The organism is Marinobacter sp., from assembly GCF_040904845.1.
Taxonomy (GTDB): domain Bacteria; phylum Pseudomonadota; class Gammaproteobacteria; order Pseudomonadales; family Oleiphilaceae; genus Marinobacter.
In genome coordinates this window covers 4,469-21,050 of sequence record NZ_JBBDSR010000088.1, presented here as the reverse complement: position 1 = coordinate 21,050, position 16,582 = coordinate 4,469, and the positions used below count along the sequence as shown (strand labels likewise).

The following is a 16,582-nucleotide window of genomic DNA, read 5'->3' as shown; positions in this document are numbered from 1 at the left end:
CATCGCCCTTACAAGGCGAGGGTCACTGGTTCGATCCCAGTACCACCCACCATTTTTCCCCTGTTTTACTGTTGCACACCGAGCCGTCTGGCTGTCGGTGGTTTTGCGTGTCTGCTCGGTTGGTTTGTTGGATTACGCCTGCGGCTAATCCAACCTACGAAGTACCCCGAACATGCCGGTAACCCGACACCACTGAAAAATCTGTTGGATTACGCCTTTGGCTAATCCAACCTACGGTATGGCCGGATTTGTAGGTCGGATTAGGCGAAGCCGTAATCCGACACCACGCACGCCTTCAGGCGTTACTTACCAATCAACGACTGCCCGCACACCCGCACCACGTTGCCGTTCACGCCGTTGGAGCCCGGGTTGCAATACCAGGCAATGGCCTCGGCCACGTCTACCGGCTGCCCGCCCTGCGATAGGCTGTTCATGCGCCTGCCGGCTTCGCGGATGGTCATCGGCATGGCGGCGGTCATCTGGGTTTCGATAAAGCCGGGCGCGATGGCGTTGATGGTAATGCCGTTTTTCAGCTGTTTAGCCATCGCCTCGACGTAACCGATAACACCGGATTTCGCGCAGGAGTAGTTGGTCTGTCCAAAGTTCCCGGCGATGCCGCTGATGGACGAAATGCACACTATGCGACCGTTCTCCCGCAGCAGTTCCCGATGCATCAGTTCCTCATCGATCAGCTCTTCGGCAGTCAGGTTCACCGCGATGGTCATGTCCCAGAAATGCTCCGGCATGTTGCCAAGGGTTTTATCGCGGGTGATGCCGGCGTTATGAATCACCAGGTCAATGCCGCCAAAGTGTTCCTCTGCGAAATCCGCAATCAGCTTGGGCGCAGCCGCGTCGGTGATGTCGCACGCCAACGCTTTGCCGTTAAGGGCGTCCGTCACTTTTTTCAGGTCTTCCATGGCCGGCGGGATGTCCAGGCCGATGACCGTTGCGCCATCGCGGGTCAGGGTTTCGGCAATGGACGCCCCAATGCCCCGGGACGCGCCGGTTACCAGGGCAACCTTGCCGGAGAGCGGGGCGGCAGGGTTGGTGGCCGGTGCGGCAGTCGCCTTGCCGATGCGAGCCACCTGGCCTGACACATAGGCGGAACGGGGGGACAGGAAAAAGCGAATGCTGGAATCCAGTTGCTTGTCGGCACTGGGTGCCATCCACAGCAGATTAGCCGTTGCTCCCTTTTTGCCGATTTCCTTGCCGACCGCGCGGACAAATCCTTCCAGTGCCTGTTGAGCGGCGGCCTGGGCGGGTTTGCGACAGGTTGCGGGGTCCTGGCCGATTACCAGAACCCGGGCGTTACCGGCAAGCTTTTTGATGGTCGGATGAAAGAAGTCGTACACCGCACGAAGATCGGTGGTGTCTTTCATGCCAGTGGCATCAAACACCAGCGCGGAGAATTTTTGGTTCAGTTCCCCCTCAAGGGCCAGTGGCTGGGCTTTGTTGCCAGCTTTGGCGGAATCGTTCAGAGTGTCCATTCCATCCGCGTGATGAACCTTTGCGGCACTGGCCCCCAGAACGCTGCCGATAGCGCCGATGGCTTTGGCTCCGGCGGCCGCCCCGACCAGCACATCGCCCTCGATGAACGGCTGATCGGAGCGCTTCCAGCGTGTCAGCGGAACAGGGGAGGGCAAGCCGAGGGTCTGGGCGGTGGTTTTGCCCACGGGTGTGTTGACGAATTTGAGGTAGAGGTCAGACATACGAGCTTCCTTTGATGGTATGAGTCGCGTACAGGTTAAGGATTCAGGCCGTATTTGGATTGACTCAATGCCCAGACTGGATTGTCAGGCATGCCAATGAGCCAGAACCCGTTGGCGCTAGACTGCTTCGCAATGGTTACTCACGTTAATACAGGATCACATCATGGCACAGGCTCAGAAAACCGCACAGAAGAAAACCGCAGCCTCTGGCTCCAAAGCCAAGGCTACGTCCCCGGCCAGCGTCCGTCGTGTGGCCGTGATCGGTGGCAACCGGGTTCCGTTCGCCCGGTCCAACACCGCTTACAGCAAGGTCAGTAATCAGGAGCTTCTGACCTCCACGTTGCGCGGCCTGGTAGACCGGTTTGACCTGCAGGGCCAGCGGCTGGGCGAAGTGGTCGCGGGCGCTGTCATCAAACACTCCCGTGACTTCAATCTGACCCGTGAATCGGTATTGAGTTCGGGGCTGGCCCCGGAAACCCCCGCCTACGATATCCAGCAAGCCTGCGGTACCGGTCTGGAGGCCGCGATTCTGGTGGCGAACAAGATTGCGTTGGGTCAGATCGAATGCGGCATTGCCGGCGGTACCGATACCACCTCCGACGCCCCGATTGGGGTGGGTGAGGGGCTGCGAGAAATCCTGCTGGATCTCAACCGTGCCAAAACCGCGAAAGAGCGGCTAAAGATTCTGGGCCGTTTCCGCCCGAGCCACCTGGTGCCGGACATCCCGGAAAACGGCGAACCCCGCACCGGCATGTCGATGGGCGATCACTGCCAGGTCACGGCCCATGAATGGAGCATCCCCCGCGAGGATCAGGACCAGTTGACGTTCGAAAGCCATCAGAAGCTGGAGAAAGCCTATGAAGAAGGTTTCTTTAACAATCTGCTGACGCCCCTGGCTGGCCTGGACAAAGACAACATCCTGCGCCCGGATACGTCGTTGGAGAAATTATCGACGCTCAAGCCTTGTTTTGACCGCGAACATGGCACCATGACCGCCGCCAACAGTACTGCGTTGACCGATGGTGCCTCCTGTGTACTGCTGGCAAGCGAAGAGTGGGCCAAAGAGCACAATCTGGAAGTGCAGGCCTACCTGACATTCTCCGAAGTGGCCGCGGTGGATTTTGTAGACAAGAAAGAAGGCCTGCTGATGGCTCCGGCCTATGCCGTGCCCCGAATGCTGGAAAAGGCAGGACTGACCCTGCAGGACTTCGATTTTTACGAAATTCACGAGGCGTTCGCGGCGCAGGTGCTGTCTACTCTGAAAGCCTGGGAAGACCCGGTGTTCTGCAAGGATCGCCTGGGCCTGGACAAGCCGCTGGGCAGCATTGACCGCAGCAAGATGAACGTCAAAGGCAGCAGCCTGGCCACCGGCCATCCGTTCGCCGCGACCGGCGGCCGTATTGTGGCCACTTTGGCCAAGCTGCTGGAGCAAAAAGGCACCGGCCGTGGTCTGATTTCCATCTGTGCGGCAGGCGGTCAGGGCGTGACGGCGATCCTGGAACGGTAAGGGCTCAAAAACGTTCCGTTTTCCTTTGACAGACGCACATCTGCCCCTTATCATGCGCACCTCGTTGATCGGGGGTTCCCCGGTAAACAACCAGTTTGATGCGGGGTGGAGCAGTCTGGTAGCTCGTCGGGCTCATAACCCGAAGGTCGTAGGTTCGAATCCTGCCCCCGCTACCATATTTAAGAAAGGCAGATCAGTTAACTACTGGTCTGCCTTTTTTGCTTTCTGAGCCCTGAACGGCGACCAGGGGCAGGCTCTCGATCAACTCATAGAAATTTTGAACGCTTTGGGTGGCTGGCGGGAGGGCTTATGGCAGGTCCTCCCGCCAGTGTTTAACCCTTACCTGGGTTTTAACCGCGTCCAGAATTTCCACAATCAGGTTGATCAGCGCCTCGTTCTCGGCGGACTTGCCTTGCACCTCTTCGGGGTCTGGCACGAACACATTCACGATGTCCTCGATAAAGGCGTGATTGGAGGCGGATGCAAGGTCTTCCAGAATCTGATGGATGACATTGGCGACGATGTCGCCGACGGCTTCTTCCAGGGTTTCCTGAATGGTGGGACCGACCACCGGCAGGAACTTCAGGCGAGACAGTTCCAGGTTTTCTTTCAGGGCTGTGTCTACCCGATCCTCAAGGTAGCTGCGCATCGCCCCACGGTTCGGCACGTAGCCTTCCTGTGCGGCCTGGGCAACGCGCTGGGAAATCCACTCAGTCAGCATGTCCCGGCGGGGGAAGATAATGTCGTGCTGGATGCGATCAAACAGCGGTGAGCCCCGTTTGATCTCGTATTGCACGCCGGAAAGTACCTTGAGGACAATGCGGTCGGACAACTCTTCCATAAAGGCTTCGTAGTAAAAATTGACGAAGCGATACAGCTTGGTGCTGGTGACATCAATGATGTTGTACTGATGCAGCCGGTAAATGATCGAGATCACCCGCAGAATCCGTAGGAAGCGCAGGCCGGCGGTGGGGATACAGCCCACCAGGTCGTACCAGTGAATGAACGGGTAGAAATACCAGCGATCGTAGATGCGCGCTTTGACCGCATAGCCCCAGCGCAGGAAAAACTCCGTCAGGAAAATACCGACAAAGATCAGGTCGTAGAAGAGGAAATTGGCGTGGATCGGATCGTAGAGCGCGTGGAACGCGGGAGTTTGCGTTTCGAAAAAGCCCTCAACGGCGCTGAAGGCGTAGATGGAATCGAAGATGATGAGGGCCAGATTGAGAATCAGCAGGCCCAGCATCAGGAAGTCGATGATGATCCAGACGGTCTGGTGGCTCTTCGTGAGGTTTTCCCGGTTGATCTTCAGCATTCAGGTGCCTGAATTTCTGTGAATTTTCTCACAGGTTAGCTTATTTCAGCTCCGCCGACGACTTCCCGAGCAAACGGCGGGCGATAATCAGCAGCTGAATTTGCTGGGTGCCCTCGAAAATATCCAGGATCTTGGAGTCTCGCGCCCATTTTTCCAGCAGTTCGGTTTCGCCGTATCCGAGGCTGCCACACAACTCCACGCAACGTAGGGTCACGGTGTTGCCGACCCGTCCGGCCTTGGCTTTGGCCATGGAGGCTTCCCGTGAATTGGGTTGGCCGTTATCGGCCATCCACGCCGCCCGCAGCGTCAACAATCGGGCGGCTTCCAGCTCCGCTTCCAGTAATTGCAGTTCGCGGCTGACGGCCGGTTGGGTCCAGGTCTGGGTGTGGTAACCGAGATCAACCCCGGTTTGTTCGATGATTTCCCGGGTACGCTCCAGCGCCGCCCGGGCCACTCCGATGGCCATGCCGGCCACCACTGGCCGGGTGTTGTCAAAGGTTTGCATGGCTCCGGCAAAGCCTTTGTCGACACTGACCTCTGGATCGCCCAGCAGGTTGTCTTTGGGCACGCGGCAGTTTTCAAATCGGATGGCGGCCGTATCGGAGGCGCGAATGCCCAGCTTTTTCTCCAACCGCTCCACCGTCATGCCCGGCGTGCCTTTCTCCACCACAAAGGATTTGATGGCAGCACGGCCTTTGTTCCGGTCAAGGCTGGCCCAAACCACCACCGCGTTGGCACGTTCTCCGGCAGTGACGTAAATTTTCTCGCCGTTGATCACGTAGTGATCGCCATCCTCGGTGGCGGTGGTGCGAATGGCGGCGGTGTCTGAACCCGTTCCCGGTTCGGTGATGGCCATGGCCGCCCAGGTGTTGCCCAGCCGTGCCAGTTGTTCCTCGTTGGCAACGGCCGCGATGGCGGAGTTGCCGAGGCCCTGGCGGGGAATTGACAGGGCCAGGCCGACATCGCCCCAGCACAACTCGGTCAGGCCCAGCACGGTTTTCATGTTGGTGCCGTTGCGGTTGCCGGCAGCTCCATTACCACTGCCGGACCGGGCAAGTTTGCCCGCACCGGCACCACCGTCTGGCGCTCCGTCATTCATGCCATCCATGATTGACGAGAACATGTCGAGCTCTTTGGGGTAGGCGTGTTCTGCCCGGTCGTATTTGCGGGAAATGGGGCGGAATACTTCCCGCGCGACTTGCCGCGCCTGATGGACAATAGGCGTGAATTTTTTCGGAATTTCCAGGTACATGGGAATGCTCCAGGTTTGTTCAGGCTCAGGCGTGGACGCCGCCGATGTGAGTGGCCACAGACCGTAAATCCCGGTACCAGCGCTCGACGGGGTGCTCTTTGACAAAGCCGTGACCGCCCAGCAACTGAACGCCATTGGTGCCGACTTCCATGGCTTTTTCGTTGCACAACAGTTTTGCCAGGCAGGCTTCCCGGTGAAATGCCTGGCCGGTTTCCGCCCGGCTGGCGGCGCGCCAGGTCAGCATGCGCATGCTGTCGGTTTCGATGGCCAGGTTGCTGATCATGAACGCAACCGATTGCCGGTGGCTGATGGGTTCGCCGAATGCCTGGCGGTCGTTGCAAAAGGGGATGACATAGTCCAGCACCGCCTGGGAGGTACCGATGGCCAGGCCGCAGCGGAGCAGGGCACCCATATCCAGGAACGCCTGGTAATCAAAGTCGTCGTCGCCCAGCAGGGCATCGGCGGAAACGTCCACGTTGGTCAGTGTCAGGGTGGCGGGCTGTGCGGCTCTCAGGCCCATGGTTGGATCGGGCTGGCAGGCAAGTCCGGTGGTGGCGGCTTCCACGATAAACAGCCTTGGCTGGCCGTGCAGCGAAGCTGCAACCAGCAGAATGTCGCTTGCAGCTCCCAGAATAACGGCATTCTTTTGCCCGTTCAGGCGGTAGCCGGACGGAGTGATGTCTGCGCGGGTGGTTAGCTCGAGGGGGTCGAACAGTGCCTGGGGCTCATCCACCGCAATCGTGGCGACCGGTGGTTCGGCTTCACAGAACGCCGGTAAATACCTGGACTGCTGCTCCCCGGTTCCCCAGCGGGTAATGGCCTGGGCGACGCTGAACGGTGCCAGCAACGCGATGGCCAGCCCCATGTCACCCCACCCCAGTTGCTCGGCGATCAGAACGCTGGTGACCGGTGACTGAGCCTCCGCTACGCCACCAAACTCGGTCGGTACGGCGTACAATGTCAAACCCAGTGCCGCCGTTGCCTCGAAAACGGCCGCCGGCATTGCGCCGGCTTCGTCCGCCTCTGCTGCGCCGGGTCTCAGGGTGTCCCGCGACAACCGGTGAAGGCTGTCGACAATCATCTGTTGGTCTTCGTCCAGCGTAAGATCAAAGAGTTCGGAGGCGGGCCTGCCCGGAAGCCGTTTTTTGGGGAGCCAGTTGGCTACCCGGTTAAATTCCTGGCCAGCGAGCGCCAGAGTGCGAAATCCGATACGGGTACCATGATAGGCGGTTCGTTCGGTCGTGGTGCGTAGTCCGAGCCGGTCAAGCAGCGGGTTCGCGGCAAGGCGGTTCATCATGGACAGGGCGATACCAATGGGGTCCCTGGTCATTGTCGGTCTCCTTTGAAAGCGCGCGGGAACCTTGTGCGCCTGTTATTATCAGACAGATTATTATTGAATTGGGTATCGGTTGATCATGGGCGCATTGCCCGGGTCCGCCATTGGCGTAAGGAGCGTGGGTCGTGGTCGGTCAGGTCAATCCGGTAAACTCGCGCCCAGGTACTATCTTTCACCACAACAAAGACGATCAGTAAACGGATGTTACCCCTCGTTAGACATTCCCGATTCCCCAGCCTTCCCCTGCTGTGTGTGGTGCTTTTGCTGGTGCCGGAATCGCTGTGGGCAAATCAGGTACGCGTCGTGATCGAAGGGGATTTCCCGCAACTGCAGGATAACGCCGAGGTGTTCCTGGGTGAGGTGGACGGGCGCAGCGCAAGCAACCTTCGGCGATACTCCAGCACCGCAGAAACCCAGGTGCAGGAGGCGCTTCGCGCGTTGGGTTACTACAATCCGGTGATTGAATCGGCGGTGGCTGAAGGCGGAGATGACGATGAGCTTCCGGTGCTGACGCTCACCGTTGTGCCCGGTGAGCCGGTGCGAATCCGCTCGCGGGAGGTCGTGATTGAGGGGCCCGCCCGCGACGATGCCGGTTTTCAGGAAGCAATTCCTGCTGCTCCCGCAGAGGGGGATGTGCTCAACCACGGTCAGTACAGCAACTTGCGTCAGTCGATCCAGAACCGGGCCCGCCGTCTGGGGTATTTCGATGGTGAGTTTGTAAGCCGCAAGCTGGAGGTAGACCCCGAGGCACGGACGGCGGACATCACCATCCAATTCCGCAGCGGCGAGCGTTATCGGCTGGGTGAGGTGACCTTCAAGGACGGGCACGGATTTGAGAATAGCCTGCTGGAGCAGTTTGTCACCTTCGAGCCCGGGCAGCCGTTTCACGCCGATGAGATCGCCAAACTGAATCGTGACCTCTCGGACAGCGGCTACTTTTCGGGGGTCGACATCGATGCCTCTCCGACCAGTGCCGAAAACCGTGTGATTCCCGTCAATATCGGGCTGACAACACGCCCCCCTCGCTCCGTCTCAGCCGGTGTGGGTTTTTCAACAGACGTTGGCCCCAGGCTTCGCGGCAATTGGCGGGAGCACTGGATCAACCCTATGGGGCACCGCCGTGGTGTGGAAACCGAACTGTCCGAACCGCGCCAGAACCTTAGTACCTGGTACGAATTGCCTCTGGACCCGCCAATGACCGACTCCATCCGTCTTGGAGCCGGCTACCAACGCGAGGATATTGAGGATGTGGAGTCTGAACTGCTGACGTTCGGGCAACAGTGGAAGCACCAGTTGGATACCGGCTGGTTGCAGGTGGCCTCATTGCGCTGGGAAGGGGAGCGCTTCCGGATTGGCGAAGAAGAGGCAAAAACCAGCAGTCTGCTGCTGCCGGGGCTCGGGTATTCCAAACTCCATGCCAATTCGCCGCTGGACCCGTCAAAAGGCTACCGGCTTCAGGCCGACGTGACCGGTGCCCATCGGGCTGTGCTCTCCGATGTTGATCTCCTCCACGTCAACGTTCTGGCCCGCGGGCTCTATACCCTGGCGGGTCGGCACCGGTTCCTCGGCCGTTTTCAGTTTGGCGGAGTGGCCACTAACCGCTTTGATAACGTACCGCCGTCGCTGCGGTTTTTTGCCGGTGGCGATCAGAGTGTCCGGGGTTATGGCTACGAAACCCTGTCACCAAAGGATGAAAATGGTGTGGCGGTCGGTGGCCGTTATCTGATGGTCGGTAGCCTGGAGTATCAGTACGAATTCATCGACAAATGGCGGCTGGCGGCTTTCGTCGATGAGGGCAACGCCGTGGACGACCTGTTCGATCCACGCGCGACCGGTGTGGGCATGGGTATTCGCTGGGTAAGCCCGGTGGGGCCGCTGCGGCTGGATGTCGCCCGGGGACTGGATGACGAGTTCGGCGGCAGTTGGCGCATTCACTTTTCCATGGGGCCTGAACTGTGACGGATGTGGAAAAAGACACCGAAAACGAAGCGGGTCAACACCCGGACAAGGCCCCCAGGACCTGGCGTTTCTGGTTGCTGGTCACGCTGCTGTTGATTGTATTGTTGCCGTTGGTGCTGGTGGCAGTATTGCTCCTTGTACTGCGCTCGGAAACCGGCACCGCCTGGGTCATTGACCAGATACCAGGCCTGAATGTTGAAGGGGATTCCGGCTCCCTGTTTGGCTACTGGCAGGCCGATGCCGTGCGCTGGCAAGGCTACGGCACGGGGCTGGAACTGGATGGCGTTGTGGTGGACTGGTCTCCGGGTTGCCTGCTGAGCAAGGAACTATGCCTCGACACGCTGTACGCCGAGCGCATTGACCTGCAGCTACAGCCCTCCGGGGATGCCGATGAACCCCGTGAAGATATCAGCCTGCCGACTGTCAATCTTCCGGTTGGGGTGCGTATTGGGGACGTCCGCCTCGGGCCGTTTTCAGTGGATGGTGGCAAGGTCTGGGATCGACTGGAGGTCAAGGCGCGCGGCTCCGGCACGGACTGGGTTGTGGAGCGGGCGGAGTATCGGCTGGACGACATTGCCGTGGATGTGTCGGGACGCCTGGAAACCCGCGGAGACTGGCCACTCGACCTGACCGTGGACGTGTCATTGCCACCACCTTACGGTGACGAATGGCTTATTGGCCTGAATCTCACCGGCAGTGCCCAGGATTTACGCTTGTCCGGGGAGAGCCGTGGTTACCTGAACGCTTCGGTACAAGGGCGTGGTGCGCCTCTGGACAAGCGTCTGCCACTGAAGCTGGACCTCAAGTCGGCGTCGTTCCTGGCTCTGGATACATTGCCCTCGACCTTGACCCTGGAGAACTGGCAGTTGTCTATGGATGGCAGCCTGGAAAAAGGTTTTGCCACGCGGTCAAGGGCGACGCTGCCGGGCACGGAAGGGCCGGTGGACGTCTCACTGCAGGGTCAGCTTTCCGTTGCCGGGGCGTCGGATGTGGTTCTTCAGTTGGCCGGCCCGGAGGACGGCCCTCAGCCGGGCACACTTCGGCTCGCCGGTGACATAAATTGGGCGGAAGCGCTGAGCGCGGGTCTGACCGTGAGCCTGGAAACCTTCCCCTGGTACAGTCTGCTTCCGGACCTGGAAGAACCCCCGGTTACCCTGCGCAGTCTGAACGGCGATCTGCAATATCAGGAGGGCCGTTATGAGGCGGAACTCGAAGCGGCTGTGTCCGGCCCGCAGGGCGATGCCGACCTGGAGACGGCGCTGGCTGGTGATCTGGAATCGGTATCGCTGACCGACCTGGTGGTGCGCACTGGCGCAGGTTCGCTGCGAGGCACCGCGGATATTGGATTTGCGAACCAGCTCAATTGGAAGGCGGCGCTCACTCTTGAAGACTTTAATCCCGGTTATTGGGTGCCCGCTCTGGAGGCCAATCTGAATGGCAATGTAAACAGCCGTGGCCGATTGCCGGATAACGGCCTACCGGAAATGACCGCCCATTGGGATATTTCCGGCAACTGGCAGGACGAGCCGGCCGCCACCAGTGGGGAGCTGGAGGCATCAGCGGGTGCCTGGACGCTGTCTGACCTGATCGCTGAACTGGGCCAGAACCGGGTCAGCGGTAACGGGCGCTGGGGGGCAGAACTGTCGGGGAGCTTCGAGGTCGATCTGCCCGAGCCGGGCACCATTGTGACGGGTTTGGCGGGGAATCTGGCTGCCTCGCTCACGTTGACCGGAGGCACGCTCGACGCACCCGAGGGTCAGTTGAGCGTTCGCGCTTCTGACGTGGCCTGGCAGGACGAGCTCACCGTATCGCTGGCAGAACTCGAAGCGGATCTGACCAGCGGTTGGAATATTAACGCCAAAGCGACCGTGGAGGATCTCCGCAGCGCGGATCAGGTTCTCAGAAATCTCGAACTGGCGCTGACCGGGGATCGCGACAACCACCGCCTGACGGTGGCAGCGCAGCACGATCAGGCGGAGGTTGCCCTGGCCTTTTCCGGCGCTGTCGGGGAGGCCTGGAAAAGCTGGCTGGGAGCCGTTGATCGAGGACAAATTGATCTGCCGGGTGCCTCGCAAACCTGGACTCTGGATAAGCGCGCCCAGCTGGCGTATGGCGAGGGCGGTTCACTGACGCTTGGTGGTCATTGCTGGCGCTGGCAGGACAGCTCGGTGTGCGCCGACGAACAGACCCTGTTACCCGAACCCGCACTGGCCTATCAAATCGCCAACTTCCCCACGTCAGCACTGGCTCCGCTGATGCCGGAAAACCTGCGCTGGGACGCAAGTCTCGACGCGCAAGTGGCCCTTGCAATGACCGAGCAGGGGCCTGACGGAACCCTCTCAGTGGATGCAGGCACCGGTGATTTTGCGGTGATGGTGCAGCAGGACGAATGGGAAACGCTTCGCCACGACAGCTTCACGGTGGATGTCATGATGAAGCCGGAGATGGCTGACGTCGCGCTGGCGCTGTCTGGTCCGGAGCTCGGTCGTTTTGGGCTGGACCTGTCGGTTGATCCCGGCAAGGAAGATCGACCGGTCACCGGGCGATTCTCGCTGGAAGGTCTGGATATCGCGCTGGCAGGTGTCGTCGCAGGGCTGGAAGAGGTGGAAGGTGAGCTGAACGGCGAAGGCGAGTTGTCCGGTCCGCTGATGAAGCCCGCCGTAAAGGGTGACATTACTCTGACTGACGGCCGGTTTGTAGACCCTGCGATTCCGCTACCGCTTAACGATGTCGAAATCGCCCTGGCGCTCAATGGGTACAGCGCCGATCTCCAGGGGCGCTGGCGCAGCAACGAGCGTAGTAGCGGCCGATTGACAGGGGCTTTTGACTGGGAAAATGCCCCGTCGGTGGAAGTAACCGTCAGCGGGGAGCGCCTGCCGGTGACCTACGATCCCTACGCGCGGGTTGAAGTGGCCCCGGACATCACCATTGCCTTCCGCGAGGGCGAGCTGTCCGTGAGCGGCCGGGTTGATGTGCCCCGGGGCGAAATCGAGGTGCGGACGCTGCCAGAGCAGGCGGTGTCGGTGTCCGAAGATGAAGTGATTGTCGGTGCCGAGCCGGAAGAATCTGCTGTTCAGGCGCTGAACATGGATGTCACGGTGGTGGTCGGCGACGATCAGGTGACGTTTGATGCCTTCGGTGTGACCGGCGATCTCGAGGGTACCCTGAGAATTGGCAATGATATGGACACCCGCGGGTCGCTCCAGCTGGTTGATGGCCAGTATGAAGCTTATGGTCAGGAGCTCGAGCTTCGCCGAGCCCGAATCATGTTCGTGGGGCCCTTGTCGGAACCCTACCTGGATGTGGAGGCGATTCGTCGCGTGGATACGGTGGTGGCCGGTATCCGCTTGAGCGGCCCGGTGAGTGAGCCGGAAACCGAAGTGTTCTCAGAACCGTCCATGCCCCAGAGCGATGCGCTGTCGTATGTGATTCTGGGGCGCTCGCCCCAAAGTCGGGGCGAGGAGGGGCAAATGAGCCAGGCGGCATTGTCGCTGGGGCTGACCCAGGCAAGCAAGGTGACCCAGGGCCTGGGCGATGAACTGGGTATTCGCAATTTGACTCTGGAAGCAGAAGGCTCCGGTGATGAGGCATCCGTGGTAGCCAGTGGTTATGTCACCGACAAACTGAGCCTGCGCTATGGTGTCGGTATTTTCGAGCCCATTACCACCGTCGCGCTGCGCTACGACCTTGGACGCTATTTCTACATGGAGGCGGCCAGTGGCCTGGCCTCCTCGCTGGATGTTTTCTACACCCGGGATTTCTAGTCCAGTTTGAACGTGGCGTTCACGCTGGTCTGAATTTCCCGGTCGCCCACGCTGGACACGACATCCCTTGCTGACTTGGCTTCTGCCATCATTGGCACAGGACGGTGCCCGCCATTGATGTTGATCGTCATCACCTCGGCGCAGGCCATATCGAGTTCGCTGGCGACAAACTCACAGCGGGATCGGGCGTCGGCAATGGCGCGTGCCAGCGCCTGTTTTTCCAGACTGTTCTCGTCGGAGTGGTAGAAGCTGCCGGAGCCCAGGTGGTAGTCGAGCCCCAGCTTTTGCGCCTGGGCCAACAGGGGGTTAAGCAGCGCCAGGTCGTCAATGGAAAAACTGACGGTCTGCGAGGCAACCGCTCGCTGTTCCCGTTCCTGGTCGCGCTCCTGCACTGGCACCATCCGGGTGTAGAGGTTGACGTTGGCGTCGCTGTAGTCGTTCAGTTGGTCGCGGTACTCGCTGATTGAATTCCGCCACTGCGCCATCAGCTCATTGACCCGGTCCGACGCTTTGTCCGGCAGACTCTCCTCGGCGCTGGCGGTGAACTGCAGCCTGGCACTGTCAGGGCTGTATTTGACCGACCCTTCGCCTGTCAGGGTGACCTCTCCGGCCTGAGCGGCCAGGGGTATCAGGGCCGCTGCCAGGCCGGGCATCAGGTGTTTCTTCAGGGCATCAAACATAATCAGATCTCCGTTCTGCCGATCATTATCCGGTCATGCCGGGTCCAGAGCGTCAATTTCGTCCAGCCGCCGGAGTTTGCGCTCCCGGGCAGCGTGCACAAAGTGACTGAAAATTCGGCGGTGCCCGGCGTGATAGAGCAGGTATTCCGGGTGCCACTGAACCCCCATCAACCACTGCTCGCCAGTGCTCTCAATTGCCTGAACAAACCGGTCGTTGTCTATCCCTACCACTCGCAAACCATCGCCCAGGCGTTTGATTGCCTGGCTGTGGATACGATTGGTGCCAATGACCTGGCTGTGCATCAACCGGCCCAGCCGGGTGTTTTTCACTAGCCTGACGGTCTGCATGGGCAGCAGCAGGGGACGGTGCCGGGTGTTGACCCGTAAGGGCGTTACGTTCTGGCACAGAGTGCCACCGTGAAACACATTAATGAACTGCGCCCCCCGGCAAATCCCCAGCACAGGAAGCTTCAGCTGCCGCGCCTGCTCCAGCAGACGCTGATCGGTCTGATCGCGGCGCGAATCATAGCGGGCGGTGACGGTCGACCGCTGGCCATAAAGTGAGGGGTCGACATGGGTGCCTCCGGACAGCACCAGGCCGTCCAGCAAGGACACATCCACCTTTGATCCGGGGCGAATATAATGGGTCCGGGCACCGTGGAGCTTCAGGCCCAGATTGATCAAGCGGTGTGCCAGGCTGCGCCTGACCGGACCGCTGATGCCAATGGTAATGCCCGGAAGCTCCGGCGGCTCCGTTACGTTCTCAGACATAGCCTTTGGTTTGCAGCCACTGTTCGCAGGTGTCGGGCCAGCTTTGGGTGAGATTCCGCAGGCTAAGCTTCCGGCTTTCGCGGAATTTAGCGCGGAGCTCGGCCAGGTCCGGGGCGTTGTTGGCCAACTGCTCCAGCACAACCCAGTCGTTCCAGACCGTTGAGAAATGCCATTCCGGGTTGTCGATGTCACAGTCCGGCAGCCGGTAGTGCAGGGTGGGGCGACTTTTAATGCGCTCATCCTCCACGTATTCCGCCAACAGCTTGCTGTCGATGTGCGCAAACAGGGGCAGAAGATCAAGCGCCTTATTCCGCGTGGGATTGTACTTCAGGTAATCCCGCATCAACTGCTCGATCGTGGGTGCGTAATCATCGGCGACCAGTTTGTCGGTGTAGGTGCCGTTCCAGGGCTCGATATAGCTGGTGAATTTGCGACTGATATCGATCTGGTGACGACCCTTGAGCCAGTCGTAAAGCATTGAGAATGCCTGCAGGTAACGCACCAGGGTGGACGCTTTCAGGTCCGGAAGTTCGGGGTTAAGTTGCAGGCCAAACGCGTAGTAAATCGCTTCCCGGCTACCCAGCGCGCCGGCTTTGCGCAGTTCTTCACAAAGCGTCTCAATGCGCTCGAGCGTTGAAAGCGGAAGCGGCGGGCTGACGATCTCCAGCGGGACAATTTTCTCGGCAGCGGCATCAATCACCTCCATGGCCTGACCGCCCAACTCCCGCACGGACTCCGGAAGCCGTTCATCCCGGAGGTCGAGGTCCTTGATCGGATCAGAGTCCAGTTCGATGGTGAATTTGCCCAGGTCTGTTTCCAGTTCGGCGACATATCTCGATGCCTCGGTCGCGGACCCGGAAAGCAGCTTTCCGGCCAGTTCCACGAGGGCACCGTAACTCAGTCCGGATAACTCGATTTCAACGCCCACACGGCGCTCCTCACCGGATTCGGTTCTGAGTATGTCCGGCATTCTGCATGCCTGTGATTCGCTCATTCCTGTGCCTCCACAATGGGTTGGCATTACTTTAGCACAGACGTCGTGGACGCGAGCCGGGGCGGAGCTGACAAAAAAGTCAGAAAGCAGACTTTACACTGGATAAAACACTGTATATAGTCAATTCACTGTATATAAAAACAGGACTGAATAGGCGGCCCCATGAAGCTGACAGCAAGGCAAGGACAGGTTTTGGATATCATCCGGCGTTATCTGGATGAAACCGGATATCCCCCGACCCGGGCGGAAATCGCCGCAGAACTGGGCTTCCGGTCTGCCAATGCCGCGGAAGAGCATCTGCGAGCGCTGGCGCGAAAGGGGGCCATTGAAATGGTGCCGGGTGCCAGCCGTGGTATTCGCCTCCCGGAGGCGGAAGCCGATCTGGGCCTGCCGGTCATCGGTCAGGTTGCCGCCGGTAGCCCCATTCTGGCTCAGGAGCATATTGAAGATCACTGCACCCTGAAGCCTGAGTTTTTCTCACCCTCGGCAGACTATCTGCTGCGAGTGCGCGGCATGAGTATGAAGGACATCGGCATTCTTGACGGCGATCTGTTGGCGGTCCACCGCACTCAGGACGTTCACAACGGCCAGGTCGTTGTTGCCCGTGTCGGTGAAGAAGTCACCGTTAAACGCTTCCGCAAGGAAGGGTCAAAAGTGTTGTTGATAGCGGAAAACGAAGAATTTGCTCCGATTGAGGTAGACCTGCGGGAGCAGGAGGTTTTTATCGAGGGGCTTGGGGTTGGTGTCATCCGTCGTTCGGATATGCACTGATCCACACCGGTTAACCAGAAGGTGAGACGCATCATGGAACAACTCAGCTTTAATCAGAATATGGCCTATTCCCGGGCGGCGTTTGGCTACCAGGCTTCTGCAAGGTCTGTGGCGGGGACGGTGCCCGTGGTTCGTGCCGGCTCCAACAGGGGCGCACGACCTGAGGCTGAATCGCCGGTAACCGGTAATGTGACCGAGATTATCCTGCCAGAAGGGCAGGTGGAAAACTTCCAGCTGTTGCTGCCAATGTTGACCCAATTGAATCAGGAAAAACGCTGGCTAGCCTGGATTGATCCGCCTGCGGCGCTGGTCAATAAATGGCAGAAAATGCATGGGATTGTTGCTGGCGAGTTGCTGGTGCTGCGCTCAACGCCGGACTATCCGGCTCGCCAGTTGGCGGAGCGGGCCCTCAGCGCCGGTACTTGTCACGCCGTGGTGATGTGGACGCGAAAGTTGGGCCGCAATGCCCTGGAGGCGCTGCAGCAAGCGTCTGCAGAAGGTAACAGTCACGGGGTTGTGGTTCG

At 59.7% G+C, this 16,582-nt stretch carries 13 protein-coding genes and 1 tRNA gene; 7 read left to right on the top strand and 7 right to left on the bottom strand.

The features are described from left to right. Positions 1-225: hypothetical protein (locus WD429_RS11570; protein ID WP_368422328.1), on the top strand; the 225-nt coding region annotated here is incomplete at its 5' end. 77 nt (positions 226-302) lie between these two features. On the opposite strand, the gene WD429_RS11565 is transcribed toward WD429_RS11570, so the two are convergent. Beyond that, positions 303-1,709, bottom strand: coding sequence for a 3-oxoacyl-ACP reductase (locus WD429_RS11565; protein WP_368422327.1), 1,407 nt, complete (start codon positions 1,707-1,709; stop codon positions 303-305). A 163-nt stretch (positions 1,710-1,872) separates the two neighbouring features. Here WD429_RS11565 and WD429_RS11560 point away from each other — a divergent pair, with 163 nt between their 5' ends. Together WD429_RS11560 and WD429_RS11555 are read left to right on the top strand one after the other, a co-directional pair. Continuing rightward, complete coding sequence (locus tag WD429_RS11560) at positions 1,873-3,216, top strand: acetyl-CoA C-acetyltransferase (RefSeq protein ID WP_368422326.1); 1,344 nt, start codon at positions 1,873-1,875, stop codon at positions 3,214-3,216. Between the two features lie 99 nt (positions 3,217-3,315). Beyond that, a tRNA-Met gene (locus WD429_RS11555) sits at positions 3,316-3,392 on the top strand. A gap of 131 nt (positions 3,393-3,523) precedes the next feature. Here WD429_RS11555 and WD429_RS11550 read toward each other — a convergent pair. The 3 genes from WD429_RS11550 to WD429_RS11540 are packed head-to-tail and all read right to left on the bottom strand — an operon-like array spanning position 3,524 to position 7,113. After that, positions 3,524-4,531 carry a hypothetical protein gene (locus WD429_RS11550; protein ID WP_368422325.1) on the bottom strand — a complete coding sequence of 336 codons (1,008 nt, stop codon included), beginning with the start codon at positions 4,529-4,531 and terminating at the stop codon, positions 3,524-3,526. 40 nt (positions 4,532-4,571) lie between these two features. After that, a complete protein-coding gene (locus WD429_RS11545; protein ID WP_368422324.1) occupies positions 4,572-5,783 on the bottom strand; it encodes an acyl-CoA dehydrogenase family protein in 1,212 nt (403 codons plus the stop codon). 25 nt (positions 5,784-5,808) lie between these two features. Beyond that, positions 5,809-7,113, bottom strand: coding sequence for an acyl-CoA dehydrogenase family protein (locus tag WD429_RS11540; RefSeq protein ID WP_368422323.1), 1,305 nt, complete (start codon positions 7,111-7,113; stop codon positions 5,809-5,811). A gap of 207 nt (positions 7,114-7,320) precedes the next feature. Here WD429_RS11540 and WD429_RS11535 point away from each other — a divergent pair, with 207 nt between their 5' ends. Continuing rightward, a complete protein-coding gene (locus WD429_RS11535) occupies positions 7,321-9,078 on the top strand; it encodes an autotransporter assembly complex family protein (RefSeq protein WP_368422322.1) in 1,758 nt (585 codons plus the stop codon). Next, positions 9,075-12,842, top strand: coding sequence for a translocation/assembly module TamB domain-containing protein (locus tag WD429_RS11530; RefSeq protein ID WP_368422321.1), 3,768 nt, complete (start codon positions 9,075-9,077; stop codon positions 12,840-12,842). Before WD429_RS11535 ends, WD429_RS11530 begins: the two co-directional genes overlap by 4 nt. On the opposite strand, the gene WD429_RS11525 is transcribed toward WD429_RS11530, so the two are convergent. The 3 genes from WD429_RS11525 to WD429_RS11515 are packed head-to-tail and all read right to left on the bottom strand — an operon-like array spanning position 12,839 to position 15,287. Beyond that, a complete protein-coding gene (locus WD429_RS11525) occupies positions 12,839-13,522 on the bottom strand; it encodes an SIMPL domain-containing protein (RefSeq protein ID WP_368422320.1) in 684 nt (227 codons plus the stop codon). The two genes, WD429_RS11530 and WD429_RS11525, sit on opposite strands and share 4 nt — an antisense overlap. Before the next feature lie 33 nt (positions 13,523-13,555). After that, positions 13,556-14,293 carry a gamma-glutamyl-gamma-aminobutyrate hydrolase family protein gene (locus WD429_RS11520; RefSeq protein WP_368422319.1) on the bottom strand — a complete coding sequence of 246 codons (738 nt, stop codon included), beginning with the start codon at positions 14,291-14,293 and terminating at the stop codon, positions 13,556-13,558. Then, positions 14,286-15,287 (bottom strand): amidoligase family protein, encoded by a 1,002-nt coding sequence (locus WD429_RS11515; RefSeq protein WP_368422318.1) that lies wholly within the window; start codon positions 15,285-15,287, stop codon positions 14,286-14,288. The genes WD429_RS11520 and WD429_RS11515 overlap by 8 nt, the downstream gene beginning before the upstream one ends. Before the next feature lie 162 nt (positions 15,288-15,449). Between WD429_RS11515 and lexA the strand changes: the two genes are divergently transcribed. Both lexA and WD429_RS11505 read left to right on the top strand, forming a co-directional pair. Beyond that, positions 15,450-16,058, top strand: coding sequence for a transcriptional repressor LexA (gene lexA, locus WD429_RS11510; RefSeq protein ID WP_368422317.1), 609 nt, complete (start codon positions 15,450-15,452; stop codon positions 16,056-16,058). Positions 16,059-16,091: 33 nt separating this feature from the next. Beyond that, a partial coding sequence (locus tag WD429_RS11505; protein WP_368422316.1) for a cell division inhibitor SulA occupies positions 16,092-16,582 on the top strand: 491 nt, incomplete at its 3' end.

Bases quoted from the DNA above. Each gene is read 5' to 3' on its own strand.
- WD429_RS11525 (WP_368422320.1), bottom strand. From the start codon at position 13,522: ATGTTTGATGCCCTGAAGAAACACCTGATGCCCGGCCTGGCAGCGGCC.
- WD429_RS11560 (WP_368422326.1), top strand. From the start codon at position 1,873: ATGGCACAGGCTCAGAAAACCGCACAGAAGAAAACCGCAGCCTCTGGC.
- WD429_RS11550 (WP_368422325.1), bottom strand. From the start codon at position 4,531: ATGCTGAAGATCAACCGGGAAAACCTCACGAAGAGCCACCAGACCGTC.
- WD429_RS11565 (WP_368422327.1), bottom strand. From the start codon at position 1,709: ATGTCTGACCTCTACCTCAAATTCGTCAACACACCCGTGGGCAAAACC.
- WD429_RS11520 (WP_368422319.1), bottom strand. From the start codon at position 14,293: ATGTCTGAGAACGTAACGGAGCCGCCGGAGCTTCCGGGCATTACCATT.
- lexA (WP_368422317.1), top strand. From the start codon at position 15,450: ATGAAGCTGACAGCAAGGCAAGGACAGGTTTTGGATATCATCCGGCGT.
- WD429_RS11535 (WP_368422322.1), top strand. From the start codon at position 7,321: ATGTTACCCCTCGTTAGACATTCCCGATTCCCCAGCCTTCCCCTGCTG.
- WD429_RS11515 (WP_368422318.1), bottom strand. From the start codon at position 15,287: ATGAGCGAATCACAGGCATGCAGAATGCCGGACATACTCAGAACCGAA.
- WD429_RS11540 (WP_368422323.1), bottom strand. From the start codon at position 7,113: ATGACCAGGGACCCCATTGGTATCGCCCTGTCCATGATGAACCGCCTT.
- WD429_RS11545 (WP_368422324.1), bottom strand. From the start codon at position 5,783: ATGTACCTGGAAATTCCGAAAAAATTCACGCCTATTGTCCATCAGGCG.